General features: G+C 28.2%; 31 protein-coding genes. All 31 read right to left on the reverse strand.

The window, feature by feature from the left end; genetic code table 11:
* A complete protein-coding gene (locus APAC_RS00805) occupies nucleotides 1-240 on the reverse strand; it encodes a BPTI/Kunitz domain-containing protein (protein ID WP_130232305.1) in 240 nt (79 codons plus the stop codon).
* A complete protein-coding gene (locus APAC_RS00810) occupies nucleotides 237-995 on the reverse strand; it encodes a tRNA (5-methylaminomethyl-2-thiouridine)(34)-methyltransferase MnmD (RefSeq protein ID WP_130232306.1) in 759 nt (252 codons plus the stop codon). The genes APAC_RS00805 and APAC_RS00810 overlap by 4 nt, the downstream gene beginning before the upstream one ends.
* Nucleotides 995-1,438, reverse strand: a complete 444-nt coding sequence (locus tag APAC_RS00815) for a hypothetical protein (RefSeq protein WP_130232307.1) — start codon at nucleotides 1,436-1,438, stop codon at nucleotides 995-997. The genes APAC_RS00810 and APAC_RS00815 overlap by 1 nt, the downstream gene beginning before the upstream one ends.
* 2 nt (nucleotides 1,439-1,440) lie before the next feature.
* On the reverse strand, nucleotides 1,441-1,956 hold the full coding sequence (gene luxS / locus APAC_RS00820) for an S-ribosylhomocysteine lyase (protein ID WP_130232308.1): 516 nt from the start codon (nucleotides 1,954-1,956) through the stop codon (nucleotides 1,441-1,443).
* 34 nt (nucleotides 1,957-1,990) lie between these two features.
* Entirely contained in the window at nucleotides 1,991-2,695 is a 705-nt protein-coding gene (locus APAC_RS00825; RefSeq protein WP_130232309.1) for a winged helix-turn-helix domain-containing protein, read from the reverse strand.
* 8 nt (nucleotides 2,696-2,703) lie between these two features.
* Nucleotides 2,704-3,264 (reverse strand): cysteine hydrolase family protein, encoded by a 561-nt coding sequence (locus APAC_RS00830; protein ID WP_130232310.1) that lies wholly within the window; start codon nucleotides 3,262-3,264, stop codon nucleotides 2,704-2,706.
* Nucleotides 3,265-3,334: 70 nt separating this feature from the next.
* Nucleotides 3,335-3,724: a hypothetical protein gene (locus APAC_RS00835; protein WP_130232311.1), complete on the reverse strand. Its 390-nt coding sequence runs from the start codon at nucleotides 3,722-3,724 to the stop codon at nucleotides 3,335-3,337.
* Between the two features lie 57 nt (nucleotides 3,725-3,781).
* Nucleotides 3,782-4,153 (reverse strand): diacylglycerol kinase, encoded by a 372-nt coding sequence (locus tag APAC_RS00840; protein ID WP_130232312.1) that lies wholly within the window; start codon nucleotides 4,151-4,153, stop codon nucleotides 3,782-3,784.
* A complete protein-coding gene (locus APAC_RS00845) occupies nucleotides 4,137-4,832 on the reverse strand; it encodes a phosphatase PAP2 family protein (RefSeq protein WP_130232313.1) in 696 nt (231 codons plus the stop codon). The genes APAC_RS00840 and APAC_RS00845 overlap by 17 nt, the downstream gene beginning before the upstream one ends.
* The gene (locus tag APAC_RS00850) at nucleotides 4,813-6,420 is read right to left on the reverse strand and encodes a phosphoethanolamine transferase (RefSeq protein WP_130232314.1); all 1,608 of its coding nucleotides are present in this window, start codon (nucleotides 6,418-6,420) and stop codon (nucleotides 4,813-4,815) included. Before APAC_RS00850 ends, APAC_RS00845 begins: the two co-directional genes overlap by 20 nt.
* A 103-nt stretch (nucleotides 6,421-6,523) precedes the next feature.
* Nucleotides 6,524-7,534 carry an AbrB family transcriptional regulator gene (locus tag APAC_RS00855; RefSeq protein ID WP_228281173.1) on the reverse strand — a complete coding sequence of 337 codons (1,011 nt, stop codon included), beginning with the start codon at nucleotides 7,532-7,534 and terminating at the stop codon, nucleotides 6,524-6,526.
* Nucleotides 7,535-7,562: 28 nt separating this feature from the next.
* On the reverse strand, nucleotides 7,563-8,324 hold the full coding sequence (gene blaOXA, locus APAC_RS00860; RefSeq protein WP_130232316.1) for a class D beta-lactamase: 762 nt from the start codon (nucleotides 8,322-8,324) through the stop codon (nucleotides 7,563-7,565).
* Nucleotides 8,325-8,578: 254 nt separating this feature from the next.
* Nucleotides 8,579-9,535: a thiamine pyrophosphate-dependent enzyme gene (locus APAC_RS00865; RefSeq protein WP_130232317.1), complete on the reverse strand. Its 957-nt coding sequence runs from the start codon at nucleotides 9,533-9,535 to the stop codon at nucleotides 8,579-8,581.
* A 1-nt stretch (nucleotide 9,536) separates the two neighbouring features.
* On the reverse strand, nucleotides 9,537-10,772 hold the full coding sequence (locus APAC_RS00870; RefSeq protein WP_130232318.1) for a 2-oxoacid:ferredoxin oxidoreductase subunit alpha: 1,236 nt from the start codon (nucleotides 10,770-10,772) through the stop codon (nucleotides 9,537-9,539).
* A gap of 2 nt (nucleotides 10,773-10,774) precedes the next feature.
* On the reverse strand, nucleotides 10,775-11,185 hold the full coding sequence (locus APAC_RS00875; RefSeq protein WP_188353730.1) for a 4Fe-4S dicluster-binding protein: 411 nt from the start codon (nucleotides 11,183-11,185) through the stop codon (nucleotides 10,775-10,777).
* Nucleotides 11,186-11,196: 11 nt separating this feature from the next.
* Nucleotides 11,197-11,760 (reverse strand): pyruvate flavodoxin oxidoreductase subunit gamma, encoded by a 564-nt coding sequence (locus tag APAC_RS00880; RefSeq protein ID WP_130232319.1) that lies wholly within the window; start codon nucleotides 11,758-11,760, stop codon nucleotides 11,197-11,199.
* Nucleotides 11,761-11,864: 104 nt separating this feature from the next.
* Nucleotides 11,865-12,524 (reverse strand): HAD family hydrolase, encoded by a 660-nt coding sequence (locus APAC_RS00885; protein WP_130232320.1) that lies wholly within the window; start codon nucleotides 12,522-12,524, stop codon nucleotides 11,865-11,867.
* Nucleotides 12,525-12,527: 3 nt separating this feature from the next.
* Nucleotides 12,528-14,027: a peptide-binding protein gene (locus APAC_RS00890; RefSeq protein WP_130232321.1), complete on the reverse strand. Its 1,500-nt coding sequence runs from the start codon at nucleotides 14,025-14,027 to the stop codon at nucleotides 12,528-12,530.
* Between the two features lie 109 nt (nucleotides 14,028-14,136).
* Nucleotides 14,137-14,526 (reverse strand): 30S ribosomal protein S9, encoded by a 390-nt coding sequence (rpsI, locus tag APAC_RS00895; RefSeq protein ID WP_130232322.1) that lies wholly within the window; start codon nucleotides 14,524-14,526, stop codon nucleotides 14,137-14,139.
* A gap of 5 nt (nucleotides 14,527-14,531) precedes the next feature.
* Entirely contained in the window at nucleotides 14,532-14,951 is a 420-nt protein-coding gene (rplM, locus tag APAC_RS00900; protein WP_130232323.1) for a 50S ribosomal protein L13, read from the reverse strand.
* Between the two features lie 76 nt (nucleotides 14,952-15,027).
* Nucleotides 15,028-16,404: a HAMP domain-containing sensor histidine kinase gene (locus APAC_RS00905; RefSeq protein WP_130232324.1), complete on the reverse strand. Its 1,377-nt coding sequence runs from the start codon at nucleotides 16,402-16,404 to the stop codon at nucleotides 15,028-15,030.
* A complete protein-coding gene (locus tag APAC_RS00910) occupies nucleotides 16,398-17,072 on the reverse strand; it encodes a response regulator transcription factor (protein ID WP_130232325.1) in 675 nt (224 codons plus the stop codon). The genes APAC_RS00905 and APAC_RS00910 overlap by 7 nt, the downstream gene beginning before the upstream one ends.
* On the reverse strand, nucleotides 17,062-17,532 hold the full coding sequence (locus tag APAC_RS00915; protein ID WP_130232326.1) for a phosphate-starvation-inducible PsiE family protein: 471 nt from the start codon (nucleotides 17,530-17,532) through the stop codon (nucleotides 17,062-17,064). The genes APAC_RS00910 and APAC_RS00915 overlap by 11 nt, the downstream gene beginning before the upstream one ends.
* A gap of 22 nt (nucleotides 17,533-17,554) precedes the next feature.
* Entirely contained in the window at nucleotides 17,555-18,223 is a 669-nt protein-coding gene (locus APAC_RS00920) for a phosphate signaling complex PhoU family protein (protein WP_130232327.1), read from the reverse strand.
* Entirely contained in the window at nucleotides 18,223-18,993 is a 771-nt protein-coding gene (gene pstB / locus APAC_RS00925; RefSeq protein ID WP_130232328.1) for a phosphate ABC transporter ATP-binding protein PstB, read from the reverse strand. Before pstB ends, APAC_RS00920 begins: the two co-directional genes overlap by 1 nt.
* Nucleotides 18,994-19,007: 14 nt before the next feature.
* A complete protein-coding gene (gene pstA, locus APAC_RS00930) occupies nucleotides 19,008-20,189 on the reverse strand; it encodes a phosphate ABC transporter permease PstA (protein ID WP_130232329.1) in 1,182 nt (393 codons plus the stop codon).
* A gap of 8 nt (nucleotides 20,190-20,197) precedes the next feature.
* Entirely contained in the window at nucleotides 20,198-21,127 is a 930-nt protein-coding gene (pstC, locus tag APAC_RS00935; RefSeq protein ID WP_130232330.1) for a phosphate ABC transporter permease subunit PstC, read from the reverse strand.
* A gap of 68 nt (nucleotides 21,128-21,195) precedes the next feature.
* Nucleotides 21,196-22,941, reverse strand: coding sequence for a GGDEF domain-containing protein (locus tag APAC_RS00940; protein WP_130232331.1), 1,746 nt, complete (start codon nucleotides 22,939-22,941; stop codon nucleotides 21,196-21,198).
* A 72-nt stretch (nucleotides 22,942-23,013) separates the two neighbouring features.
* Nucleotides 23,014-24,075, reverse strand: a complete 1,062-nt coding sequence (locus APAC_RS00945) for a substrate-binding domain-containing protein (RefSeq protein ID WP_130232332.1) — start codon at nucleotides 24,073-24,075, stop codon at nucleotides 23,014-23,016.
* A gap of 57 nt (nucleotides 24,076-24,132) precedes the next feature.
* The gene (locus tag APAC_RS13495; RefSeq protein ID WP_130232333.1) at nucleotides 24,133-24,318 is read right to left on the reverse strand and encodes a DUF1653 domain-containing protein; all 186 of its coding nucleotides are present in this window, start codon (nucleotides 24,316-24,318) and stop codon (nucleotides 24,133-24,135) included.
* 12 nt (nucleotides 24,319-24,330) lie between these two features.
* The gene (gene prfA, locus APAC_RS00955) at nucleotides 24,331-25,398 is read right to left on the reverse strand and encodes a peptide chain release factor 1 (protein WP_130232334.1); all 1,068 of its coding nucleotides are present in this window, start codon (nucleotides 25,396-25,398) and stop codon (nucleotides 24,331-24,333) included.
* Nucleotides 25,399-25,411 lie beyond the last annotated feature (13 nt).

Raw genomic sequence — 25,411 nt, forward strand, 5'->3', positions numbered from 1 at the left:
TTATTCACAACTCTTTTTACACTCTTTCATGGTTTGAAATGGGATATTACCTCCACATCCTCCCCAAATAAAAGTTTTACAAGTTCCACTATTAAAATCAAAATAATATTTATTAATCATAGCTTTACATTTTCCTGTTTTTGGTTGAGAGTAACACTTTGAATCAAGTTTTTTATTGCTAGTTGAACATCCAGTTAATGCAAATATAAAAATTAAAGTAAGTAAAAAAAGTTTAATCATTTAAAATCCTTATCATAAATAGCTTTTATAGAAGTATTTCTAAGTTTCTTTAAATCCATATCAATATATTTGCCAATGATATCTTGCCTTTGTTTAAAAGCTAATGTAATTTTTCTTTTTGCTGGTCTATGTTCATATATAAAATAGCCAGCTTCATTCATGCTAAGTCTAACAGGTGAAGCGATAGAATATGTACTCATAACACAGTTTTCATGTGAGATATTATATAAATCATCAAAATATTCCTTTGTCCATAACTCCATATTTACATCACTTGAAAAGGCATCTTGATATATGATGTTAAAAAAATCATTAGGAAATGATTTTATATAATTTCTTGCATCACCAATATTTATTTCTATTTTAATATTTTCATCTTCATATTTATTTGTTGTTGCAACACTTTTTATAATATGCTTTATCTCTTCAAACTCTTTTGGGAATTTAAAAGTTTCAAGTGATTTTACAAGTTCCCCATCAAGTTCAGGAGAGTAGATATTCACTTTTATATTTATATTATTTTGTAAAATATAAAATAAAGTTGTAAAAGTATTGTATCCTATACCAAAACAAATATCTAAGATATTTAATTCTTTTTTACCTTTATGAAAATCTAAAGTTGGAATAATATGTTTTGTAAGTGATTCTTGAATTGCTCCATCATCTGGATTGTGATAGTGTTGATTGTACTTTTGCGAAAATAGAGTGTTTGAACCATCTTTTGTGGCAACTATACTGTTTATATTATCTTGCATTAAAGTCCATTATCCCAATGGTGCATTTTTTTAGCAGTGAATAAATCATAATCTTCGAATAAATCAATATAGTTTGCTGCTTGGAAACCTATATTCTCAAGTAATTGTGTTGTTTCAAATCTATCAGATTTTTCTTTTTTCTCTAAGATTATGATATTTCCAGAGTTTTCTATTGCTTTATACATAAGTTTTAAAATCTTATCTTTATTTGGGCAGTAACTTAAAATATCTCCTAAAACTACGTATTCATATTCTCTAGCTGTTGCTCTAAGCTTTGCACTTGATTCATCTATAAAAGGAATATATTTTATATTTCCTTCATTTTCTTTTTTTACTTCTTCTAAAGTATCATTGATAAGGTCTAGATTATTGTTTATATGTAAGATGGCGATATTTGGGTAAGGAGCAAAAAGCTCCTTAAATAGGTTTAACTCTTTTGACAAGATTAGTTACCTAGTGATTTTAGTTTTTCTTCACTTAAAAATAACTCTTCATTTGACATAACTCCAATATCTGAATCTAAAATATCTTGTGCAATTTCTTTTGCTTCTTCAAGTGAGTGCATAGCACATGTTCCACATTGATAGATATTTAATTCTGGGATATCTTCTTGTTTTTCTACATTTAAAACATCTTGCATAGATGCTCTCCATGCTTTTCCTACTTCTTGCTCACTTGGACTTCCAAGTAAACTCATATAAAAACCAGTTCTACACCCCATAGGTGAAACATCAATGATTTCAACTTTGTCAGAGTTTAAATGATTTCTAATAAATCCAGCAAAAAGGTGTTCTAAAGTGTGAATACCTTTTTCCCCTAACATTTTTTCATTTGGTACACAAAATCTTAAATCAAAAACTGTGATAATGTCCCCTGATGGTGATTTCATAGTTTTTGCAACTCTAACTGCAGGTGCAGGCATGATAGTATGATCAACTCTAAAACTGTCTAATAATGGCATAAAAAATCCTTTTGTAAAATATATTCAATTTTTATTAATTGCTGATTGTATCAAAATTTTGATGAATATTTTTTAATTCTAGTTTATAACCAATTCCTGAGTAGTTTTTTATAATACTTTTGAAGGTCTTTTTTCTTAAATCTCTAATAAGTGATTTTAGTGCAGCTTCAGTTGCTTCATTATTCCAAATATGATATTCAATCTCTTCATAACTTACTATTCTACCTTGGTTTTGTATTAAAAGATTGAATAATAAACTCTCTTTTTTATTTAGTACATAAGATTCATTCCCTTTTATAATACTTTGTGTTTGGAAATTAAAATATATATTATCTGAGAGTTTGAAGTTACTATATAAGCGTCTTTCAATAATTTCCATACATTTATGTAATGCATCTAAAATAGTTTTATCATCAAATGGTTTGATTATGTATTTAGTAATATAAAGCTCAAGAAGTTCACTTAGATAAGAGTTATTATTGTTAGAACTAATTACAATAAATGCTGTTTTTATATCATCACTTCTAACTTCATTCATAAAATCAATAATATTTTTATCTTCAAATTCACTGTTTATTATAATTAAACAAGGCGATTGTTTTATATACTCTTTTTTTGATTCTTCTATTGTTTTAGTACATGTAACTTTATTTACTGTATTGCAAAGAAGAGTATATAAAGACTCATCTTTGCTACATTTATCCATTACATAAAGTACAGATAAATCACTTAATTCCATTTAATACCTTATATTAAATCTAATATCTCATCAGTTGTATGAACATTTGCATAAGCAAATTGAAGTGCTGACATAATTGTTGCATGGGCTAAAGTTGCATCAACTTTTACACCATTAAACTCTACATTACTAGTAGTACAAGCATCGTGTGCTACATAACAGTTATATCCAAAGTCACTAGCAGCTCTTGTAACTGCATCTATACACATATAAGACATTGCTCCAACGATTATTACATTTTCAATATTAGAAGAATCTAATATCTCTTTTAGATTAGTGTCTTTAAATGAATTAACATTATTTTTTAGAACTTGTTCTTCATCATTTTTTGGAGTTAATGATTCATGAATTTTTGCCCCATCAGAATTTGGTGCAAAAAATGGTGGGTTATCCATAGCAAATTCATGTCTAACGTGAACAATTTTTATATCTGAGTCTCTACATTTATTTAATATTTTTAAAGCATTCGCTGCAGCCTCTTCTGTTTTGTGTAGTGGCCATTTAGCACCTTGAATACTATTAAAATAGTCATTTTGTAAATCAATTAAAACTAAAGCTGTGTTTTTCATTTTCTCTCCTTTTATATTTATAAAAAATTATATAAATATATAGGAGGAAAAAAGTAGGATTTTTATCGATTTAATTTATAGTTTCATAATCTTTAACTAGTTTTTCTAAAAATAGTTTTGCTTTTTTCTTTTGTAAATAAGCATATCCAGCTACAAATATAACGCCAATTCCATAGGTTAAAAGTATTGCAAGTATTATTAAAATAGTTAAAACCAAAGTATCATGTAATTGTGCATTTATGATTAATTCATTTTCCCCTGAAGCTTTTTGGATATCGATTATTGTATTATATTTTAATAGTGTATTTAAGTGAACTTTTTTTATTTCTATTGAATTTGTTTGAATAGAAGTTTCATACTCTTTTTCTTTTGTAAGTTGTTTTTTGAAAAATTCTAAAAATTCTTTTTTAGTATTTTTAATTTTAATTTTTTCTTTTATGCTAACATCAAATATACCCATAGTAGACCTTGATTTTTTTAATTTAGTATATCAAAAAGAATACAAGGCTTTTAAGGTTTATTGTATATTAAATATACTACTGTATAAAATAATACACCAAGTGATTACAAAAATACAAATACTAAAAAATACTGCAGCACTACCAACATCTTTGGCTCGTCCAGCCATATCATGATGCTCTAGTGTAACAAGGTCAACAACTCTTTCAATTGCACTATTTAAAGTCTCAACTAAAGGCATCAACATCAAAGTTATAAACATAATAACTTTATTTGTAATGGTTGTATCAAGTATAAATATTACAGGTAAAAGTAATACTACAATTACAAGTTCTACTTTAAAAGAAGTTTCTGTTTTTAGTAAATCTTTTAAACCTTTTAAAGCATAAGTTGTGTTTTTAAAAAAGTTGTATTTAGGCTGATTTCTCAATATCTGTTCCTTTTATAAATTTTGAGATGATTAATATCTCACACCAAGCTATTAACATAGTTATAATTGTATGACTTAGAAAATGGTCACCAATTAGCATTTTATATAATCCCATAGCCCAAGCTAAAGTAAATGCTGATGTTATGGCGATGATTTTATTTTTTCTTTTTTTAAATAAGAAAAAAAGTGAAAGTAAAGCAAAGCCTCCACTTACGTGACCTGCTGGCCAGCATTTGATTTTCTTTTCTTGAATAAAATCACTTGGGTATGATTCAAATACTTTAATATTTGGATAATCTCCTCCAAAGTGTTCTATATTTTTTGGACAAGGTGTATTTGAAACAGCTTTTAAGGCTCCAATAGTTATTGGAACTATAATTGAAGATAAAAGAACAATCAGTAAGCCTTTTTTATATTTTATGATTAACTCTTTTTTTCTAAAAAAGATTAGAGATATTGCAATAACTAAAGCAAAAGTTATTAAAACTTTTTTTAATCCATCATATAAAAATAGTCTTAATATTGGTTCATCTTTGTTTATTAACCATTTAGATGTTTCAAAATTAAAAAAGAAATTTTGAATTAATATGTCCAAATTTGTTAATTCAAATAGTAAAATTACACCAAAAAGAAGAAGTGATGTAATTACTATTTGGAAATTAATGGATTTTTGAGTCATACAAAATATCCATATCTTTTTTATAAACCTCACTATCAATTTCAAATATACCTAATAGGGTGTGAAAAAGATTATCATGTGAATATTTATTTGATGATTCAGCTTTTAGCTTTTCTAAATCATAATCATTTTTCATATACCCATCCCCTAGCCATAAAACAGAAGCAACATGAGTTTGCTCTTGTGGAGCCATGAAATATGGCATTCCATGAAGATATAAACCATTCTCTCCTAAACTTTCCCCATGGTCACTCATATAAAGCATTGCAGTTTCATAAGTTTTAGAATAAGGTTTTAAGAATTTTATAACTTCTGATAAGAAATAATCTGTATATAAAATTGCATTATCATAAGCATTGCTAACTTCTTCTTGAGTACACTCTTCAAGTTGATTTGTTTTACAAACAGGAGTAAATTTTTCAAACTCTTTTGGATATCTTTTATAATATGCTGGCCCATGATTCCCCATTTGGTGAAGCACAATTAAAATATCTTTATCTTTATTTTTAGATATATACTCTTCAAGACCAACTAACATTCCTATATCTCTACACTCTCCATCTTCAGTACATATTGTATTTGTTTTTGAAGTTTTGAAGTCTTCATAATCTATTCTATTAGCAACTCCTTTTGAGCTAGAGTTGTTATCTCTCCATAAGATCTTGATATCTTTTGTATTATTTAAAACATCAATAACATTTTGAGTTGAAATACCTTTTTTATAATCATAATCATCCATCTTGTAAATTGAGAACATACATGGAACTGATACTGCAGTTGAAGTACCACATGAACTCATATTTGAGAAATTTATTACATCTTCTTTTTTTAGAAGTGGATTTGTCTCTTTTTCATATCCATTTAGTGAAAATCTATCAGCTCTTGCAGTTTCACCAACAACCATAATTACTAACTCTTTTCTATCAATTTCTTCTTTTAGAATTTTTGCATCTTCTCCAATTTCTTTTACAACAACTGGACCACTATTTGCAGTTTTGTTGATATATTTACCAATACTATACATCCAGTAAACAGGGTTTACACTATATCTTAAAGGTTTGTGCTCTCTAAAAAATGAGCTATAAAATTTACTAAAAGATAAAACAATAATTATAATTATAAGTAGTGATAAAACTATCGTTTTTAGTTTTGAGATTAACTCTTTTTTTAATCCTTGATATTGAATATTTAATTTGTAGATTAAAAAACTTGGAATAAGTCCAAGTATTAATACATATGTAGCAAGTTTTAAACTAAATAAATCTGAAGATTCACTAAGATTAGTTTGTAAACTATTTCTAATCATTTCATCATCAATTACCACATGGTATGTATCCATAAAATAAGCTGTAAAACAAGAAACAATAAAAATCAATATTAACAATGGCTTAGTAGTATATTTTGAAGAAAATAGTGAAAAAAGAAATGTAAAAAGTGCAACTAATATAATTGCAATGGAGATTATATAAACAATATTTATCCCTTCAAGACTATAAGTAGTGATTACATTTTGAAAAAAAGTAAAATTAAAAAATGTAGTCAAAACAATGGAAGATAGTAAAATTACTTTTTGTTGAGATAAATTCATTTTGAACCTTTGATTAATATATGAAATCATAGTTTTAATGAATTAATAATCTATTAATTAAGAGTTAATGAATAATTATGAATTTTTTGTCATATTTTAATATTCAAAGCCTTTTAGCAAATATTGGTGCTATATTCATAACTATAAAAAGTCTTACTATATGGTGCAGTGTTATATATGGAACACTAGCACTTACTAGAATAGCAATTAAATTTATTTCTGCTTGTCCACCTGGAGTAAATGCAAGAAGTGTTGAAATAATTGGGAAATCAAATAGATAGTAGGCAAGGCTAATAAAAACTACTGAAATAGTCACTAAAATAACAAAATGTCCAAATGTTGCTATAAGTGTTTTTATAATAGTTTTGAAATCAACTCCTTTAAAAGTAAATCCAATAATTGTTCCAAATACAACTTGAACAAACTTTAATAACTCATCTGGAACAGTTGTTGTTACTAATCCTGTTGCATGTAAAACAATACTTATAATCATAGGACCTATTAAAAAAGCAGCTGAAAGTTTTACCTTTTTTGCAATTATTCCACCAATAAAACCTAAAGTTATTAAAACTAAAAGCTCTATTAGGTTTACATCTTTTATTGGAAGGGTGATAAGTTTATTTCCTGCAATATCAACTTGAAAAATATACTGTATTACAAAAGGTAGAGTAATAACTATAAAAAATAGTCTTGAAGATTGAACAAGTGTAATTTTAGAAATATTCGCTTTTATCTCTTCACCTATTATTACCATTTCAATAACACCACCAGGCATAGAGCTTAAATAAGCAGTCTTTTTGTCAAAGCCTTGAAATCTATAAAAGTAATACATTCCAGCAACTATTGTAATAATAGTATATGGAATAACAAGAAGTAAACTAAAAAAGTACACATCTAAAAACTGTAAAATCTCAGGAGTAAAAGCACTTCCTATTGTAAGTCCTATTAAAACTCTAGCAGGAGGAGAGAATGTTTTTGGACTTTGTATTGGAAGTTTTTCAAATCTCATTGCAATTGATGCAGCAAAGATTGAACCTAAAAGCCAAGGAAGAGGAAGATTTAGATAAATAAACAAAATAGAGCCACTAACTCCAATTAGTAATGCCAATATCATTTGTAGCAGTATTGTAGTTTTTATCATCTTATTTAAAATCTATTATATTCTTTATTTTTAAAGCTTCGTAAACTATCTGTTTTCTATAGTTTAATTGTTCTTTTTTTATATCTGCATTTAAAGCAAAGAAGTATATCTCTTTCTTTGTTTTAACATATCCTACATACCATCCAATTTGACCATCCCATCCACTTTTAGCTTTTATTTGAAAGTTAGTATCTTTTTGTATAGTTAAAATATCTTTCAACATAGAAATATTTTTTTCTAAAATAGGCAAATTTTGAGTATAGATTTTTTTTAGAAAATCAATTTGTTCGAAGGTAGATATTTTTAAACTACTATCTAACCAGAAATTTGATTTATCATCTCCTATAATTTTATTCCCATAGTTGAATTTCTTTAAATAATCAAGATAGGTCTCTTTTGAAACTTTTTTACTAAATCTTTTAAAACACCAAACACAAGAGTTAGCTACAGCTGTAGCTAATGTTTGGTCTTTATTCCATAAATCATAAGCTCTTTTAACTTTATCCCATTTTATAATTTCATCTTGAGATTTAATAATATTTTCATTTAATAAAATTAAAGTATGAGCTATTTTAAATGTTGAAGCAGGAGAGAATCTAGTATCAGCTCTTTTTGAATTATGTAAGTACAACTTATCACTATTTAAATCAGTTATAATTAAAGTACCATCTATTTTATAGTTTTCAAAAATTTTTTTAATTGATTCATCATTTGCACTTACAAAGGCAGTGCAAAAAATTAGTAAGCTTAAAACTTTGAGCATTTATATATCCTTTTAATTTAGTTGAATTTTAACAAAAACAAACTATTAGATGGATAAGAATCTCCAAATTAAATCTTAGGAAGCGAATGGATTTAATTTGGAATTCTAATAATTGTTAATATATCTTTTTTTGCGGGATAACTTAAATCTAAAGAATGTTTAAAGCACAGGAGAGTTCTTTTAAATTTAAGTATGAAAAATTATACATAAAAAGTGTGTATAAAAAGTGTTAAAATTTATAAATTTTGTATAAGTTACATCCTTATCTCTTCTCTTTTTTGTAAGAACTCCCATCTTTCATCAATTCTTTTTTGCCACTCATCAATTAAGTATTCATTCTCTTTTTTGAATAAGTGTTTAAATCTTGGTTGAGCTGCTAAATAGTCTCTAACTGGAATTATATTTTTTGGTCTATATGTGATATTTAACTCTCTACCATCAATGATTTCATATAATGGGAAAACAAGAGAATCAACTGCTAAATCTGAAACTTCAATTGTTTGGTTTGGAGCAAATTTCCACTCAGTTGTACAAGCAGACATTGCATTTATAAATACAGGGCCTTTAGTATCAAATCCTCTTTGGATTTTTTTAACCATGTCTTTCCATTTATTTGGAGCAACTTGTGCAACATAAGGAGAACCGTGAGCTGCCATAATAGATACGATATCTTTTTTCTGTCTCTTTTCACCATAAGAGTGAGTTCCAGCAGGTGCAGTTGTAGTAGATGAACCAATTGGAGTTGAAGAAGATCTTTGTCCTCCTGTGTTTGCATAAACTTCATTGTCTAAACAAACGTACATAAAGTCATGTCCTCTTTCGAAACATCCAGAAATCCATTGAAACCCAATATCATAAGTTGAACCATCACCACCAAAAGTTACAAATTTTGGCTGAGGTGTATCTGCACTTATTCTACCTTTGTTTCTTAAAGCTTTATTCATAGTTTCAACACCAGCCATTGCAGTTGATGAGTTCTCAAAACCAATATGAATCCAAGAACAGTCCCATGAAGTATGAGGGTAAATTGCTGTACAAACCTCTAAACACCCAGTTGAAGCAGAAACAACTAAGTTATCATTGGTTGCATTTAATACTTCTCTTACGATAATAGAGTGAGCACAACCAGGACATAGAAGGTGTGAACCTTCAAATCTCTCAGCAGCTGTTGAAAACGTTTTTAAGTTTTTAATTACTTTTTGTGTACTCATATTATTTTCCCTCCACATTATAGAAACTTAATTCTGGACCTCTAACTCCGATAAATCTTTGGATATTACCTGAAAGTTTTCCATCTTTTGCTTCTTTATTTAATGTTCTAAAAATCTCTTTTAAACCAGCAACTGTCATATCTCTACCACCTAATCCATAAATTAAGTTAGATATTAAAGGACGTGCCTTTGTATTAATTAGTGCACCTGAAACTTCATTATATAAGGTACCAACAGTACCACCAGGGGCACTTCTGTCCATACATGCTACTGCTTTTACATTTTGAAGTTCTTTTGCTACTTCTTCAAGGGGAAAAGGTCTAAAGAGTCTTGGTGCAATAACTCCTGCTTTTATTCCCTCTTCCTTTAATTGTTCAATAGCTACAATAGCAGTTTCATATGTAGAGCCTAAACATACAATTGCAATTTGTGCATCTTCCATACCATAAGATTCAACAAGTTTATACTCTCTTCCTGTTAACTCTTTAAATTGTGCAAATGTTTCTAAAATAACTTGTTTAGATCCCATTAATGCAGCATGTTGTTTTGCTTTATGTTCAAAGTGCCAATCTTGTTCCGTTTGAACACCATGAGTTACTGGTCTATCAAAGTTTAATAAAGCATTAACTTGTAAATATTCACCAACAAATTTAGCTGCAACTTCATCTTTTAATGGCCTAACATTTTGAGCTGTATGAGATGTCATAAATCCATCTTGATTAGAAATAACTGGTAATCTAACCTCAGGGTGTTCTGATATTTTAAATGCCATTAAAGTCATATCATATGCTTCTTGTGGTGAGAATGCATCTAGTGAAATCCATCCTGAATCTCTTGTCAAGTATAAATCAGAATGGTCACCATTTACATTTAAAGGTGCTGCTAAAGCTCTATTAACTAAACATAAAACAACTGGTATTCTCATACCTGAGGCTTGGTATAAAACTTCAATCATAAGTGCTAAACCTTGAGAAGAAGTTGCAGTGGCAACTCTACCACCAGCTGCACCTGCTCCAACACATGCAGACATAGCAGCATGTTCTGATTCAGTCATCATAACTTCACCATCAATATATCCATTTGCATGGAACATAGCATAGTTTTCAACTGTAGCAGTTGAAGGAGTAATAGGATAAGCAGCAACTACATCAACATCAGCTTGTCTTAAAGCTTGTGAGTTTGCCATATTTCCATCCCAAACTTCTACTTCTCTTAATTCCATAACATTTTTATTCATTGTTACTCACCTCTCTTCTTTTTTTCTGGCCATTTGCTTAAAGCATCTTCTACTGTTTCATACTCATTAAACATTAAAAGAGATTTTGGGTTAGTTGGACATACACTTACACATAGTCCACAACCTTTACAGTGTTCATAATCAACACCTTTCATCTCTTTATTTCTTGCAATAATAGAAGAATCTGGACAGAAAACCCAACAGTTCTGACAGTCAATACAAGTCTGGCTATTCCAAACTGGTTTAATAACTCTCCAGTCTCCCACACTCATACTTTTTGAACTTGTTTCTGAATATTTTCTATCTTCTGGTTGAATGTCTGCTAGGTTATAGTCTACATAACCATCAAATGTATATAATGCAGCCCCTGGAACTAATTCGTCCCACCCCATTTCATTAATTGGTTTACTCATATTAATATCCTTTATTGAACTTCGTCATAAGCTCTTTGGATTGCTACCATATTTGCATCAATCACATTAGCAGGTAACTTTTTAAGTACATGTTTCATTTTTTCTTTAAAGTCTTCAATTTCGTACATATTACTAACTTTCATAAATGCACCTAACATTGGAGTATTTGGAATTGCTTTACCAATAGTATCTCTAGCTATTTGTAAACAATCTAAAATAAATACTCTATCTTTTATATCTTGTAAAGATGGAACTAAATCAATTAATTCATCTTTGCTAAGGTGAGTTGTAATAATATATTTTGTAGTTTCTTTTCCATTAGCAGTTATATCATCTGTTAGAGCAAGACCTGGATCAAGAATGAACACATAATCTGGGCTCATATATTTTTCATGATTTAAAATTGGTTTATCATCAATTCTATTATAAGCAGTCATTGATGCACCTCTTTTTGCTGATCCATAAAATGCAAATGCTTGTACTTCTTTGCCTGATTCTGCTACAATTGAACCAAGACCTTTTGCACCTGTCACAGCACCTTGACCTGCTCGGCTATGCCATCTAATCTCTAACATAGAGGCTCCTTAATAATATTAAAATTGACTTAAAAAAAATAATTAGTCTTTTATATTATATTAACTTTTAACTTATGTGGAACTTTTATTGAGTAAAAATGGTTTTAAATGTTTAATTCTTTTATATATTTAACAGCATCAAAGGCATCATTTTTAATGTTTTTTGTATATTCTAACAACTCTTCTTGTGAACCATATCCACATAAAACACCAACACTATTTATTGACGATTCATTTGCACAAATCAAATCAAGCTTTGTATCACCTATCATCCATACATCATGTTTTGTTTTGTCAAAATTCATATCTGATAATGTTTTTAAAATTGGTTCAGGATGTGGTTTTGGATTTTGTACACACTCTCTTCCTGTTACGATTTCAAAATATTTATTTATATCAAAGTGTTCAAGTAAAGGCATTGTATATTTTCTTGTTTTTGTTGTAACAACTGAAACTCTTGCAAATGAAGCTGCTAATTGAACTGCTTCATATGCTTTATCTAAAAGTAGAGTTTTTTTTGTAGAGATATCTTTATATCTATTTTTATATGCATCTACAAAATCCCAAACTTTAGAGTCTTCAATTCCTAAATCTTTATACATAATATCAAGGGGATATCCAATTAAGGCTTTTATATCTTCATCACAGCCTTTAAAGTCATATTCCATAACTTTAAATGAGTGATGAAATGTAGAAACAATAGCATCAGTTGAGTCTATTAATGTTCCATCTAAATCAAATAGTATGATTGTATCTTTTTTCAAATTCTATTCCTTTATCCAATCTTTTTGGTTATGTGTTATTCCAATAAAAGATGGTTCTATATTTTTTATATCTTTATTAACAACTGTTATTGAGTTTGGTATATATAAAAATAAATAAGGTAAATCATCAGCAATGATTTTATAAATATCTTTATATATTGCACTTAGTTTTTCTTGATCAACTGTAATTGAACCTTTTTCAATTAATTCATCTACTTTTTTATTTTCATAATTTACTAAATTAAAACCACCAAGTTTTGAACTACTGCTATGCCATAGAGGATATGCATCAGGCATAAGTGAAAGAGACCATCCTAAAATTACAGCTTCAAAGTTTCTGGGATGAACTACTGTATTTAAAAAAGCTTGCCACTCCATAACTCTAATTTTCATTTTAACACCAGCTTTTGCTAACTGGTATTGTAATATTTGAGCTGCATTTATTCTAATATCATTTCCTGTATTTGTAACAACTTCAAATGTAAATGGATTTGATTCATCATACCCTAACTCTTTTAGAAGCTTTTTGGCTTTTTTTATATCTTGAACAGGCATTTTAACATCACTATTATAGGCAAATGAACCTGGTAAAAAAGGACCATTACATACTTGTCCATGACCAAAGAATAAAATATCTACTAACTCTTTTCTATTAATTGCAAGTGATAATGCCTGTCTGATTCTTTTATCTTTAAATTTCTCATTTTTTAAATTAAAACCTAAATATGTGTATGCAAAAGCAGGCTTTTCTATGACTTGATAATTGTTTTTAAAGTTTTCATCTATTTGTCTATCTATTTGAATTGGAGTTAATCCACCAAGGTCAAGTTTCTTTTGTTTTAAATATAAAAATGAGGTATTTGGATCAGGTAAAAATTTAAATAGAATTTTTTCTATTTTTGGTTTTCCATCAAAATAGCTTTCATTTACGATTAGTTCTATATCACTTCCAACTTTGAATTCTTTTATTTTATATGGCCCTGTTCCTATTGGGTTTTTATTAAAACTACTTGTCATCAAATCTTTTTCATCTTTAAGTAAATGCTTTGGAAGTATTCCACTCATCCAAATAACTAATGCTTTAAAATATGGGTTTTTATATTTTACTTCAATAGTATAATCATCAAGTGCTTTTACACTTTGAACCTCTTTGAAATTTGATTTTATTGAGTTAAAAACTTTTGGGTCTATAATCTTTTCATATGTAAAAATTACATCGTGGGCTGTGAATTTTTCTCCATCATGCCATTTTACATTTTGTTTTAGTTTTATAACTAAATTTGTTGGAGTTATAAACTCATATGAAGATGCTAAATCAGGAACAATATTTCCATTTTTGTCATATTTAAACAATCCATTAAAAATCCAATTGGCTATTTCACTACTAGCACTATCATTTGCTAAAATAGGATTTAGTCTACTAGGACTTGAACTAATTGATAAGTTAAGTGTTGATGCATTTAGATATATAAAGATACTTAGAATTATAAATATAGATTTCATAAGATATTGTATAATTTTTTTTTAAAAAAGGGCATAAAAAAAGGAAGCAATTTCTTGCTTCCTTTGGATTTTGAAAAGCGGTAGTGATACCAAATATTCCAAGAAGAGATTATCTTTTTGAGAATTGAGTTGATTTTCTTGCTTTCTTTCTTCCGTATTTTTTTCTTTCAACAGATCTTGCATCTCTTGTTAATAACCCATAAGGTTTTAAGATAGTTCTGAATTGCTCATCATAAGCAACTAATGCTCTAGAAATTCCGTGTCTTGCAGCGTCAGCTTGTGCAGAGTAACCTCCACCTAAAGTTTTAACTACAATATTAACTGAAGTTTCTTGTTTTGCTACAACTAATGGTTGCATAACTCTTTTTTTAATTGATTCGTGTCCACCTAACCATGCGTCTAAAGATTGACCGTTGATAGTTAGCTCACCGTTTCCGTTTTCTAACCATACTTTAGCGATAGCTGACTTTCTTCTTCCTGTTGCGTAAACTTTTGCCATTAGTCTTATCCTTTAATTTGCGCAGTGTGAGGGTGTTCAGCACCTGCATATACTTTTAATTTTTTTAACATTGCTTTACCAAGAGTAGTTTTTGGTAACATACCTCTTGTAGCTAATTTGTATAATTTTTCTGGATTATTTTCTAACATATCAGACATTTTATGAGTCTTAGTTGATCCAAAGTATCCTGAGTGAGTGTAGTAATTCTTATCTTCTAATTTAGCACCTGTAAATTTTGCTTTTGATGCATTGATGATAACTACAAAGTCTCCACAATCAACATTTGGAGTGAAGTTAGGTTTATTTTTACCTCTTAATATAGTTGCAACTTCAGTAATTATTCTACCGAATACTTTACCTTCTGCATCTACTACAATCCAATCTCTTTCGATTTCGTTAGCTTTCGCCATTTGAGTAAATTTCATTTATTTTCTCCGCTTTTATTAATGAGGTCGAATAATAGTGTAGTAATACTTAAAAAATACTTAAATTAAGTAATTTTTAATATTTTATACAAAAACTTGAACCTTTTTCGAAAGTAGAGTCAACTTTTAATTGAAAATTATGTAAGGTTAAAATAGATTGAACAATAAATAGACCTAAACCTAAAGAGTTATTCCATCCATTTTTGGATACTCTATAAAATTTTTGATTAATATTTTCTAACTCTTTTGGCTCAATTCCTATTCCTTTATCTTTTACACATAATTCATTTTGTGAAATAGTTATTGTTACTTCATCATCTGAATATTTAAGGGCATTTTCTATTAGGTTTGTAATTGCCATTGAAATTAAAGTCTCATCAACTTTCAAAGTTATATCTTCACCTTCAATAAGAATTTCTCTATTTTTATATTTGTCTTTTAAATCACAAACTGCTTGATTTACTATGTTTTTAATTGAAGTAGGAGTTAGTATTAATTCTTGTTTTCCTTCCTCTAGTTTTAAAGTAAGCCTTAATTTATCAATTATATTTGACATTTTTTGAGAATTAGATTGAATTTTAGTCAAAAATTTATCTTTCATAATTTTTGGTAAATCTTCATCATTTAATATCGTTTCAGAGTATCCTGAAATAACAGCAATAGGGTTTTTGAATTCATGGGAAATTGCTGAGATAATTTCATCTTTTTGTTTATTTGCAATTTTCAATTTTGCTGTTTGTTTTGCTTTTTGTCTATTTTTTTTAGCAAGTTTAAATGCAACTTTATTTAACAGTTTTGTAATTTTATAAAATTCATCAGTATAGTTTGATTTTAACCTATAAGGCGTTCTTTTATTAGAAATGTGTGTTAAAAAGTTTAAAATATTATCTGTTTCATGTTTTATTCTTAAACTTATAAAATATGTTGCTAAAAAGGCTAAGATTAAAAAGAATGTAATAAACATAAATATTTGAAGTGTTAATTTTACAAAATTATCTGTAATCTTATCTGTATAGTCAGCCATTCTTATAAAATAGATTTTTCTATCAATAGTAATTTTTTTTGCTACATATAAAAGCTCTTTTTTTATACTTGAAGAGAATCTAAGACTTTTACCTATTCCTTTATCTTTAGCCATTAAAATTTCTTCTCTATTAGAATGGTTTTCCATTGTCTCTTTATCTTTATCGCTCTCTGCAATAATATTACCTTTTTCATCAATTAAGGTGATTCTTAAATTAATATTAGCTTTTAAATCTTTGATAATATTCTCAATATTATTGAGGTCTTTTAGTACAACTGATAAAGTATCAATATTTTGAATTAAATTTTTTTCTATTTGATTTATGTAGATGTTTTTAGACCAATAATAGGTAATAAAACTAAGTGTTATTAAAATAGCAAGGAATATTAAACTAAAAGTTCTAAAAAAAAGTTGGTGAATTTTTAACAAAAAATATAACCCTCTCCCCTTACTGATTTTATATACTCTTTTGTTCCATCAGGGTCAATTTTTGCTTTTAATCTTTTTATTGCAACATTTACTGTTTTTACTTTTTTGTCAAAAGAATCATCCCAAACTGTATTAAGTAAATGCTCTCTTGTCATTAAAATATCTTTATTTTTGAAAAATTCTAAAAATAAGTCATGTTCTAAATGAGTTAATTCAACTGGATTATCATTTATATAAAATTTTTTATTTGATGCTTTATAAATAATATCTCTCACTTTTAAAATATCTACATCTTTACTTGTTCTTTTAATAACAGCTTTTACCCTTGCAGTTAGTTCTTTTAAATTAAATGGTTTTGTAATATAATCATCTGCATGTGCATCAAAACCTTCTAAAATATCTTCATCTTTATCTTTAGCTGTAACATAAATCACAGGGTTTGCATAACCATCTTTTCTAATATCATTGATAAAGGAAGTACCTTCACTACCAGGAAGGTTTCTATCCATTAAAATTAAATCAATTTCTTCTTCGTCTAAAAGTTTCTTGACTTTTGAATCTACATTTAAAAATCCAATAGTTTCAAAGCCCTCTTTTTGTAGGGTATATTCTAAAAGTTCTAAGATATCCTCTTCATCTTCAACTATTAATACTAATTTATTTGACATTGCCTTTTTCTTCTTCTTTTACTAATATTTCTTTGTCTTCAGAGACTTTTTTATTTGGTCTGTCATCATCATATTCAATAACTGTATCTTTAGAAATTTTTATAACTCCCGGAGAGAACTTAATTGCAAAAATTCTGAAAATAAAGAATATAAAAATTACAAAAAGTAAAAATGTTATATCAAAGTAGTCTCTATTTTTATCTGTAGTTAAAATAATTACATCTCTAATAAGAAAGATAATAAATATATCTATTACAAATCTAAGTCTTAATTTCTCTTTTTTTATAAAATCAGAGACCATTTTAACAACTTCCATTATTACAATGAACTCTAACATTAAGATAATAGCTTTGTAAAAGTCTATGCCAATCATTATTATATATGCAAAAATAATAACGGCAACTAAAACTTCAATATTCCAACCAAGGTAGTTCTTAACTTTATTTAACGTATTTTTCATAAACACATTATATCAAAAAGTTTTATGATTTTGATATCTCCCCACCTACTTTTGCATATTGTAGTAAACTTGCAATTGCAATTGATCTATCTGCAACTTTCTCTAATCTTCTAAGTGCAGTTAAAATATCGAAATAGTCTTTTGATAAATTTATGTTTTTTGTTATAAGTTTTAAAATATTTTTTTGAATCATAGAGTATAAATCATCAGTCTTACTCTCTTCAACGCTTACTCTTTGGTATTTTTCATTAATTATATTCTCATCTGTTTCTTCAAAAATAGTTGTTGCTGTTCTTAGAGAAACTAATGCAGATTTTAATAATGGAATTGTATATTCTAAAATAACTTCTTTATTTAAATCATCACTAAATGACTTTTTAAATAATTTTGTAAAATCTTTTACATTTCCAGCAGTTCTAACTAGCTCATTACTCATCTTTAAATATGCAACAATTGATCTTAAATCACCTGCTTCAGGTGAATGTAGTGCTAAGGTTTTAATAATTAAGTTATCAATTTCATCTGATTTAACTACAATCTGCTTTACAGATAAATCAATCTTTTTTAAATCAGATAACTCTTGAGTTTTAATTGCTTTTAATGCATCTTCCAATGCATCAACTACTTCATTTCCAATAGATTGAATGCCATATTCTATTTTTTCTAAGTTTTGTTGGTAAGGTCTTAACATTATCCAAATCTCCCTGTAATGTAATCTTCTGTTTTTTTATTGCTAGGATTTACAAAAATTGTATCTGTTACGTCATATTCAATAAGTTTTCCTAAGTGGAAAAATGCTGTATAATCAGCAACTCTAGCAGCTTGCTGCATATTGTGAGTTACAGTAATTATTGAATAATCCTCTTTTAACTCTAACATTAATGCTTCAATTTTTTCTGTACTAATTGGATCAAGTGCTGAAGTTGGTTCATCCATTAAGATAACTTCAGGTTTAACAGCAATTGTTCTAGCAATACATAATCTTTGTTGTTGACCACCTGATAATGAAGTTCCTGGATCTGTTAATTTATCTTTAACTTCATTCCAAAGACCAGCTTTGATAAGTGAAGTTTCAACAAGCTCATCACACTCTTTACCTTTTTTGATAATTCCATGTTTTAATGGAGCATAAGCAACATTTTCATAAATTGATTTAGGAAAAGGGTTTGGTTGTTGAAATACCATTCCAATTTTTTTTCTTACACTTACTTCATCAACATCTTTATCATAGATATTTTTATTATCAATAATAATCTCACCTTTAATATTAACAATGGGAATTAAGTCATTCATTCTGTTAATACATCTTAAGAATGTAGACTTACCACATCCAGAAGGTCCAATTAAAGCAGTGATTTTATTTTCATATAACTCTGCATTTATATCATGTAAGGCATGGTTTTGACCATACCATAAGTTTAGATTTTTAACATCAATTTTAACGTTATCTTTATTTGCCATTTTAATTTTTCCTTCTACCATTTAACTTCGAATTTTTTTCTTAAATAAATTGCTAATGCATTTAGTGAAATTAAGATTGTTAATAACACCATAATACCAGCTGCTGTTTTTTCTATATACATTCTCTCTGGCATTCCAGCCCATGTAAATAATTGCGCAGGCATAACTGTTGCTGCTTGAGTTACCATACTTGGTGCATCTGGAATAAATGCAATCATACCTATGATAATTAAAGGTGCAGTTTCACCCATTGCTTGTGCTAATCCAATAATAGAACCCGTTAAAACACCAGGGAATGCAAGTGGTAAAACGTGGTCTCTTGTAACTTGAATTTTATTTAATCCAAGTCCATATCCTGCTTGTCTAATACTATCTGGAACGGCTCTTAATGCTGCTCTTGAAGATACAATAATAATTGGTAATGTCATAAGTGCTAAAGTTAAACCACCTACTAGTGGTGAACTTCTTGGCATACCAAATAGGTTGATAAATATTGCTAAACCTAAAAGACCAAATAAAATTGAAGGAATTGCAGCTAAGTTATTAATATTTACTTCAATAAATCTAGTAAATTTATTATCTCCTGCAAACTCTTCAAGATAAATTGCTGTCATAACTCCAATAGGGAATGCAACAAGCATTGTAATAATCAAAGTTAAAACAGAACCAACCATTGCTGAGAATAAACCAGCGTACTCAGGGATTTTTGAATCACCTTGAGTGAAGAAGATTTTATTAAACTCCTGTTTTATATTCCCTTGTTCTTTTAATTTTTCAACTAAAGCTACTTCTTTGTCTTTCATGTTGTAGTGATGACCTTTTAAGTATTGGTCAACTTGATCATCTGCTAATGCCCAAAGCTCAGTTGTAGTGTTCATAAGTTCAGGTCTTTGTTCTGCTAAAACTCTAATATCTCTTAACCATGCTCTTGAAACTACTGCTCTGTATTTTCTCTCAACTGCTTTGTTATAAATTTTAATTGTTTTTTCATTTATAGTTACAGGAACTTTTACATATGTGATTTTAAATGCAGGAACACCTTTTCCTACAATATCAATTAAAAAAAATGCTAAGAATGCAATTGAAAAAATTAGAGAAGTTAATGTAAACTTCTTAAATCTCTTTGCACTAGCATGTCTCTTTTTAAGAGATGGATCATAAAATGGATTATTTTTATTTTTGTTCTTTTTACCCATAATTTACCTTATAGTGTATTGATTTTGTATTTCTCTTTGAATTTTCTAATTAGTGAAAGAGAAATCATATTTAAAATTAAAGTTACAACAAATAGGATTAGTCCTAATGCAAATGCTGATAATGTCTCAGGTGAATTAAATTCAAAGTCACCAACAAGTGAATTTACAATTGTAACAGTTACTGTTGTCATATCTTCAAGGGGATTCCATGATAGGTTTGGTCTAAGACCTGCTGCCATTACAACAATCATTGTCTCACCTAATGCTTTTGATAAACCAAGTAGTGATGCAGAAATAATACCAGGCATTGCAGAAGGTAAAACAATATTTCTAATCACTTCTCCATGTGTTAATCCTAAGCCAAATGCAGCTTTTCTTTGTGAATCAGGAACTGATCTAATTACATCATCAGATAAAGATGAAATTACTGGAATAATCATAATACCCATTACAACTCCAGATGCTAAAGCACTATTAAATGTAGCTTCTAAACCAATTGCATTTGCAGCTTTTACAATTAGTGGAGCTACAGTAATTGCAGCAAAGAAACCATATACAACTGTTGGAATACCAGCAAGAACTTCTAGTATAGGTTTTAGATAGTCCCTAACTTTATTACTTGCATATTCACTCATATAAATGGCACTTCCAAGTCCTATAGGAATTGCAACAGCAAGTGCAATTATTGTAATCATAAAAGTTCCTGCAAAAATAGGAACTGCTCCAAATTTACTTCCTACAACACCAGGTGACCATTCAGTTCCTGTTATAAAGTACCAGAAACTTCTTAATTTGAAAAATTCTATTGCTTCAAAAAGGATTGAAAATAAGATTCCAAATGTAGTTAGAATTGAAATTGTTGCTGCACTAATTAATGCTAGTTTAATTAGTTTTTCATTTAATTCTCTTCTTCTTTTATTTGATTCAAAAGTGCTCAATACTTTTGCCTTTATGTGTAAATTTTAAACATATGGTATTTAAGAACAATTACAAAATGGTTACAATTTTATAAAGAGGCGTAAACAGGGCTTTTTGATGTTTTAGATAACTTTTTTAATTTCCCAATAATATAATCAAAACTAGATATATCTGAATGAGAATTTATCTCTAAAATAGCTGTTGATACTGTTAATAAATTAAATTTTCTTTCAATACCGAACCTATCTTTTGCAATTATAAATTGATTCTCTTTATCTTTATTGTTATATAAATTTTTAGTAGAGTTTGAAAACTCATTTTGAATTTCGCTAGTTAATTTATATATATCTTCAAAATTTTCACCTTGAATCCCCACAAAAAAATCATCTCCTCCAATGTGTGCTATAAATGATTTTTTTGAGTATCTTTTTTGTAAAAGTTCTGCAAAAATTAAAATTGCTCTATCACCTTGTCTAAATCCATATATATCATTAAAAGGTTTGAAATCATTAAAATCAAAATATATTATATGAGTAGTTTTCTTTTTTTGATCATTTATAGAATTGGAAATAAACTTTTCTATTTGATTATTCCCTGGTAGTTTAGTCAATGGATTTTGGTTAGTAGCTATTTCTATATTTCTTTTATAAGATAGTGTTAAAAGAGAATTAAGATTTATAAAGCCTAAATATTTATCTGATTGAGTAATAAAAATTCCTAAATCATTTGTAGCATTCATTTGATAAATCTCTAAAATTTTATCTATCCCCCAAGAGATTTCTACACTCAGTGCTGGTTTTAAATACTTTTTTAATGAAGAGGAAAAAGTTTTATTTTGTGCTAAAGATAAACCATATTGTGAATATGATATTTTTTTTATATCTGGTTCAAATACCACACCTAAAAAATTACCATTTTTATCAACTATTGGAACAAAGTTATTTTGAGTTTCCTCTTTAAAGTGAATGAATAATTGATAAAGTGATGTATTAATTGATAAAGCTGGTATTTTTTTTATATATTTATTATCAAACCTTAGTGTACTATTGGTTCTTTTATCATTGTCAATTAAGTTAGTTACAATTTTATAGTTTTTTTTAATTTTAGTTATATCAACTTGTGGTTTTTGTATTAAATACCCTTGAACAAAATCTGCACCAATCTCTCTACATGTGTAAAACTCTTTTTTTGTTTCTATTCCTTCTGCAACAACTGTCATTCCCATAATATGTGCCATTTCAATAATAGAAGAGCAAAATAGTTTCTTTTTTTGGTCTTGATCTATATTTGATATAAAAAACCTATCTAATTTTATAATATTAGCTTCACTAAAATATAATAGTTTCAAACCTGAAACACCTATGCCAAAATCATCAATTGCAATTGAATAACCTTTACTCTTATATTTTTGAATCATTGTTGACATAGCATTTTGTTCAATTGATGTACCTTTTTCACTTAGTTCAAAGCATATATCATTTTTATTGATATTAAATTTATTCATAAGAGTTTTTAAAGTTGGTGATTTTTCATCATTTTTAAAAGTATCATCATATATGATTCTATTATCTAAATTGTAAAAAAGTTTAAGATTATCATATCCAATATATGAGAATTTTCTTAAAGCAATTTCTCTTAAAGTTAAATCCAATTCATATAAATAATTGTCATTAAAAGCTTGATTAAATAAGTCATTTATACTAGTTAAACCATTATTACCAATTACATTACGTATTAAGGCTTCAACAGCATAGGTTTTTCCAGTGTGAATATGTACTATAGGTTGAAATGCATAATCAAGATTTTTGATTATATTTTGCCAGTTATGTTGCATAAGTTTTCCAAATCTTATAAATAAGATTTAAGAGGAGGAGGGCATCTCCTCTTAATAGATACTAGTTTTTAATTAGTGTTTTTTGTTTAAGTCTTCTAAAGTTAATTTAGCTCTTTTTGTAACAGATGCTCTAATAGCTTCTCTTTGTGCATCAGGTAAAGCAATAAGACCAATTTCTCCTAAGATTCCATCTGGTCCAATCATGTTTTCTGACATAAATAAGTTAACATAATCTTTGATTGCAGGTACTTCTTTTTCATGATCATTTTTGATGTAGAAGAATAATGATCTTGATACTGGGTATGCAGAAGAAGAGATTGTATCTGGAGTTGGTTTAACACCATTAATTGTTGCACCAGAAACTTTATCATCATTTTCCATTAAGAAAGAGAATCCAAATACACCAAATGCAGCTTTGTTTTTATCTAATTTTTGAACGATTAAGTTATCATTTTCACCAGATTCAACATAAACACCATCTGTTCTAACTACAGAGTACTTTTTATATTTTTTATTAGCTTTATTGTCAGCTTTGTAAAGGTCAGTATATACTGGCATTTTTTTGAATACTTTTTGCATTACTAACTCTTCGAATGCATCTCTAGTACCAGACGATTTTGGTGGTCCATAAACAATGATTTCTCTATTTGGTAAAGAAGCATCAATATCTGACCATTTTTTATATGGGTTAGCAATTAAAGATTTACCATCTTTAGAAGGAACTTCTTTTGCAACTGCTAATGCTAATTGCTCTAAAGTTACATCAAATGGTGCATTTGATTTTGCTTGTGCAAATGCAATACCATCATAACCAATTACAGCTTCAGTGATATTAGTAACACCATTTTGCTCACACATTTTGAACTCTTTTGCTTTCATTCTTCTTGAAGCATTAGTAATATCAGGAGTATCTAATCCAACACCTGAACAAAATAATTTAGCACCACCACCTGAACCAGTTGATTCAACTACTGGAGTTGGGTATTTTGTTGTTGCACCTAACTCTTCAGCTACTGCAGATGAGAATGGGTATACAGTTGAAGAACCAACGATTTTTACTTGGTCTCTCGCAGATAAAGTTGTTGCTAATAATGCACTTGCACTTAAAGCTAATAATGATTTTTTAATTGTCATTTTTTTCTCCATAAAATTAATATGGTGAAATTGTATTAACAGTTGATTACATTTTGGTTACTTAACTAATGAGAACTTTTCTTTAAACTCTTTATATGATCGTACAAATAGTTCTTCTGAATCTATTGGCTTATAAATTATAGCTTTGACCCAAGTGTCATTTTCTTGAATTTTACATGTATTTAAAGGGATATAAGATTGTTTATTTTTATAGTGAGTGTAAGTTTTATTTATTTCTATCATTAAAGTAGTGGATTATAATCCACTAGCTTCAATTAGTTTAGCTTGATTATCAGCGATAAGAGGATCAATCACTTCATCTAGTAAACCATCATTCATGATAGCATCAAGTCTATAAAGAGTTAAGTTTATTCTATGGTCACTGATTCTACCTTGTGGATAATTATATGTTCTAATTCTTCCACTTCTATCACCAGTTCCTACTTGCTCTTTTCTATTAGCACCTTCAGCTTCCATTTTTTCTTGCATTTGAATGTCGTAAAGTCTAGCTTTTAAAACCTTCATAGCTTTATCTTTGTTTTTATGTTGAGACTTTTGATCTTGATTTGTAACTACAATACCTGTTGGAATGTGAGTGATTCTAACAGCCGAGTCTGTAGTATTTACAGATTGACCACCGTTCCCACTGGCTCTCATTACATCAATTTTTAAATCATTAGGATCAATTTGAACATCAACATCATCAACTTCAGGCATTACTGCAACTGTGATAGCTGAAGTATGGACACGGCCTTGTGATTCTGTTGCTGGTACCCTTTGTACTCTATGTGTCCCACCTTCAAATTTTAGCTTTGAATATACGTGGTCACCTTTTACTAAAAATACCATCTCTTTATAACCTCCAGCTTCACTTTCACTAGAGTTCATAATCTCAACTTTCCAACCATTGTTTTCTGCATATCTTAAGTAAGCTCTAAATAAGTCACTAACAAATAATGCAGCTTCATCTCCACCAGTTCCTGCTCTTAATTCTAAATAGATATTTTTATCATCATTAGGATCTTTTGGAAGCATTAATACTTTAATCTCTTCTTCAAGCTCAGGTTTTCTAGTTTCTAATTCTTTTAATTCTTCTTTTGCTAGTTCTCCAAGTTCTGGATCATCTAACATAGACTTATTTTCATCAATATCATTTATTAAAGTAATATATTCTTTTGCTTTTTGAACAATTGGTTCAATATTTGACTGTTCTTTAGAAAGTTCAGTCATTTTTTTTATATCACTAGTTATGTCTGGAGAAATAAGTAAATTGTTTATCTCTTCATATCTATTGATAAAAGGTTGTAGTCTATTTTTTAACATATATTATTTCTAA

The sequence above is a fragment of the Malaciobacter pacificus genome (assembly GCF_004214795.1).
GTDB classification, from domain to species: Bacteria; Campylobacterota; Campylobacteria; order Campylobacterales; family Arcobacteraceae; genus Malaciobacter_A; species Malaciobacter_A pacificus.

Bases quoted from the DNA above. Each gene is read 5' to 3' on its own strand.
- APAC_RS00940 (WP_130232331.1), bottom strand. From the start codon at position 22,941: ATGCAACATAACTGGCAAAATATAATCAAAAATCTTGATTATGCATTT.
- pstB (WP_130232328.1), bottom strand. From the start codon at position 18,993: ATGGCAAATAAAGATAACGTTAAAATTGATGTTAAAAATCTAAACTTA.
- APAC_RS00880 (WP_130232319.1), bottom strand. From the start codon at position 11,760: ATGTTAGAGATTAGATGGCATAGCCGAGCAGGTCAAGGTGCTGTGACA.
- luxS (WP_130232308.1), bottom strand. From the start codon at position 1,956: ATGCCATTATTAGACAGTTTTAGAGTTGATCATACTATCATGCCTGCA.
- APAC_RS13495 (WP_130232333.1), bottom strand. From the start codon at position 24,318: ATGATAGAAATAAATAAAACTTACACTCACTATAAAAATAAACAATCT.
- APAC_RS00825 (WP_130232309.1), bottom strand. From the start codon at position 2,695: ATGGAATTAAGTGATTTATCTGTACTTTATGTAATGGATAAATGTAGC.
- APAC_RS00805 (WP_130232305.1), bottom strand. From the start codon at position 240: ATGATTAAACTTTTTTTACTTACTTTAATTTTTATATTTGCATTAACT.
- APAC_RS00875 (WP_188353730.1), bottom strand. From the start codon at position 11,185: ATGAGTAAACCAATTAATGAAATGGGGTGGGACGAATTAGTTCCAGGG.
- APAC_RS00865 (WP_130232317.1), bottom strand. From the start codon at position 9,535: ATGAGTACACAAAAAGTAATTAAAAACTTAAAAACGTTTTCAACAGCT.
- rplM (WP_130232323.1), bottom strand. From the start codon at position 14,951: ATGAAATTTACTCAAATGGCGAAAGCTAACGAAATCGAAAGAGATTGG.
- APAC_RS00830 (WP_130232310.1), bottom strand. From the start codon at position 3,264: ATGAAAAACACAGCTTTAGTTTTAATTGATTTACAAAATGACTATTTT.
- APAC_RS00915 (WP_130232326.1), bottom strand. From the start codon at position 17,532: ATGAAAAATACGTTAAATAAAGTTAAGAACTACCTTGGTTGGAATATT.
- APAC_RS00945 (WP_130232332.1), bottom strand. From the start codon at position 24,075: ATGACAATTAAAAAATCATTATTAGCTTTAAGTGCAAGTGCATTATTA.
- APAC_RS00870 (WP_130232318.1), bottom strand. From the start codon at position 10,772: ATGAATAAAAATGTTATGGAATTAAGAGAAGTAGAAGTTTGGGATGGA.
- prfA (WP_130232334.1), bottom strand. From the start codon at position 25,398: ATGTTAAAAAATAGACTACAACCTTTTATCAATAGATATGAAGAGATA.
- APAC_RS00920 (WP_130232327.1), bottom strand. From the start codon at position 18,223: ATGTTAAGACCTTACCAACAAAACTTAGAAAAAATAGAATATGGCATT.
- rpsI (WP_130232322.1), bottom strand. From the start codon at position 14,526: ATGGCAAAAGTTTACGCAACAGGAAGAAGAAAGTCAGCTATCGCTAAA.
- APAC_RS00850 (WP_130232314.1), bottom strand. From the start codon at position 6,420: ATGAATTTATCTCAACAAAAAGTAATTTTACTATCTTCCATTGTTTTG.
- pstA (WP_130232329.1), bottom strand. From the start codon at position 20,189: ATGGGTAAAAAGAACAAAAATAAAAATAATCCATTTTATGATCCATCT.
- APAC_RS00910 (WP_130232325.1), bottom strand. From the start codon at position 17,072: ATGTCAAATAAATTAGTATTAATAGTTGAAGATGAAGAGGATATCTTA.
- APAC_RS00835 (WP_130232311.1), bottom strand. From the start codon at position 3,724: ATGGGTATATTTGATGTTAGCATAAAAGAAAAAATTAAAATTAAAAAT.
- APAC_RS00810 (WP_130232306.1), bottom strand. From the start codon at position 995: ATGCAAGATAATATAAACAGTATAGTTGCCACAAAAGATGGTTCAAAC.
- blaOXA (WP_130232316.1), bottom strand. From the start codon at position 8,324: ATGCTCAAAGTTTTAAGCTTACTAATTTTTTGCACTGCCTTTGTAAGT.
- APAC_RS00845 (WP_130232313.1), bottom strand. From the start codon at position 4,832: ATGACTCAAAAATCCATTAATTTCCAAATAGTAATTACATCACTTCTT.
- APAC_RS00890 (WP_130232321.1), bottom strand. From the start codon at position 14,027: ATGAAATCTATATTTATAATTCTAAGTATCTTTATATATCTAAATGCA.
- APAC_RS00855 (WP_228281173.1), bottom strand. From the start codon at position 7,534: ATGATATTGGCATTACTAATTGGAGTTAGTGGCTCTATTTTGTTTATT.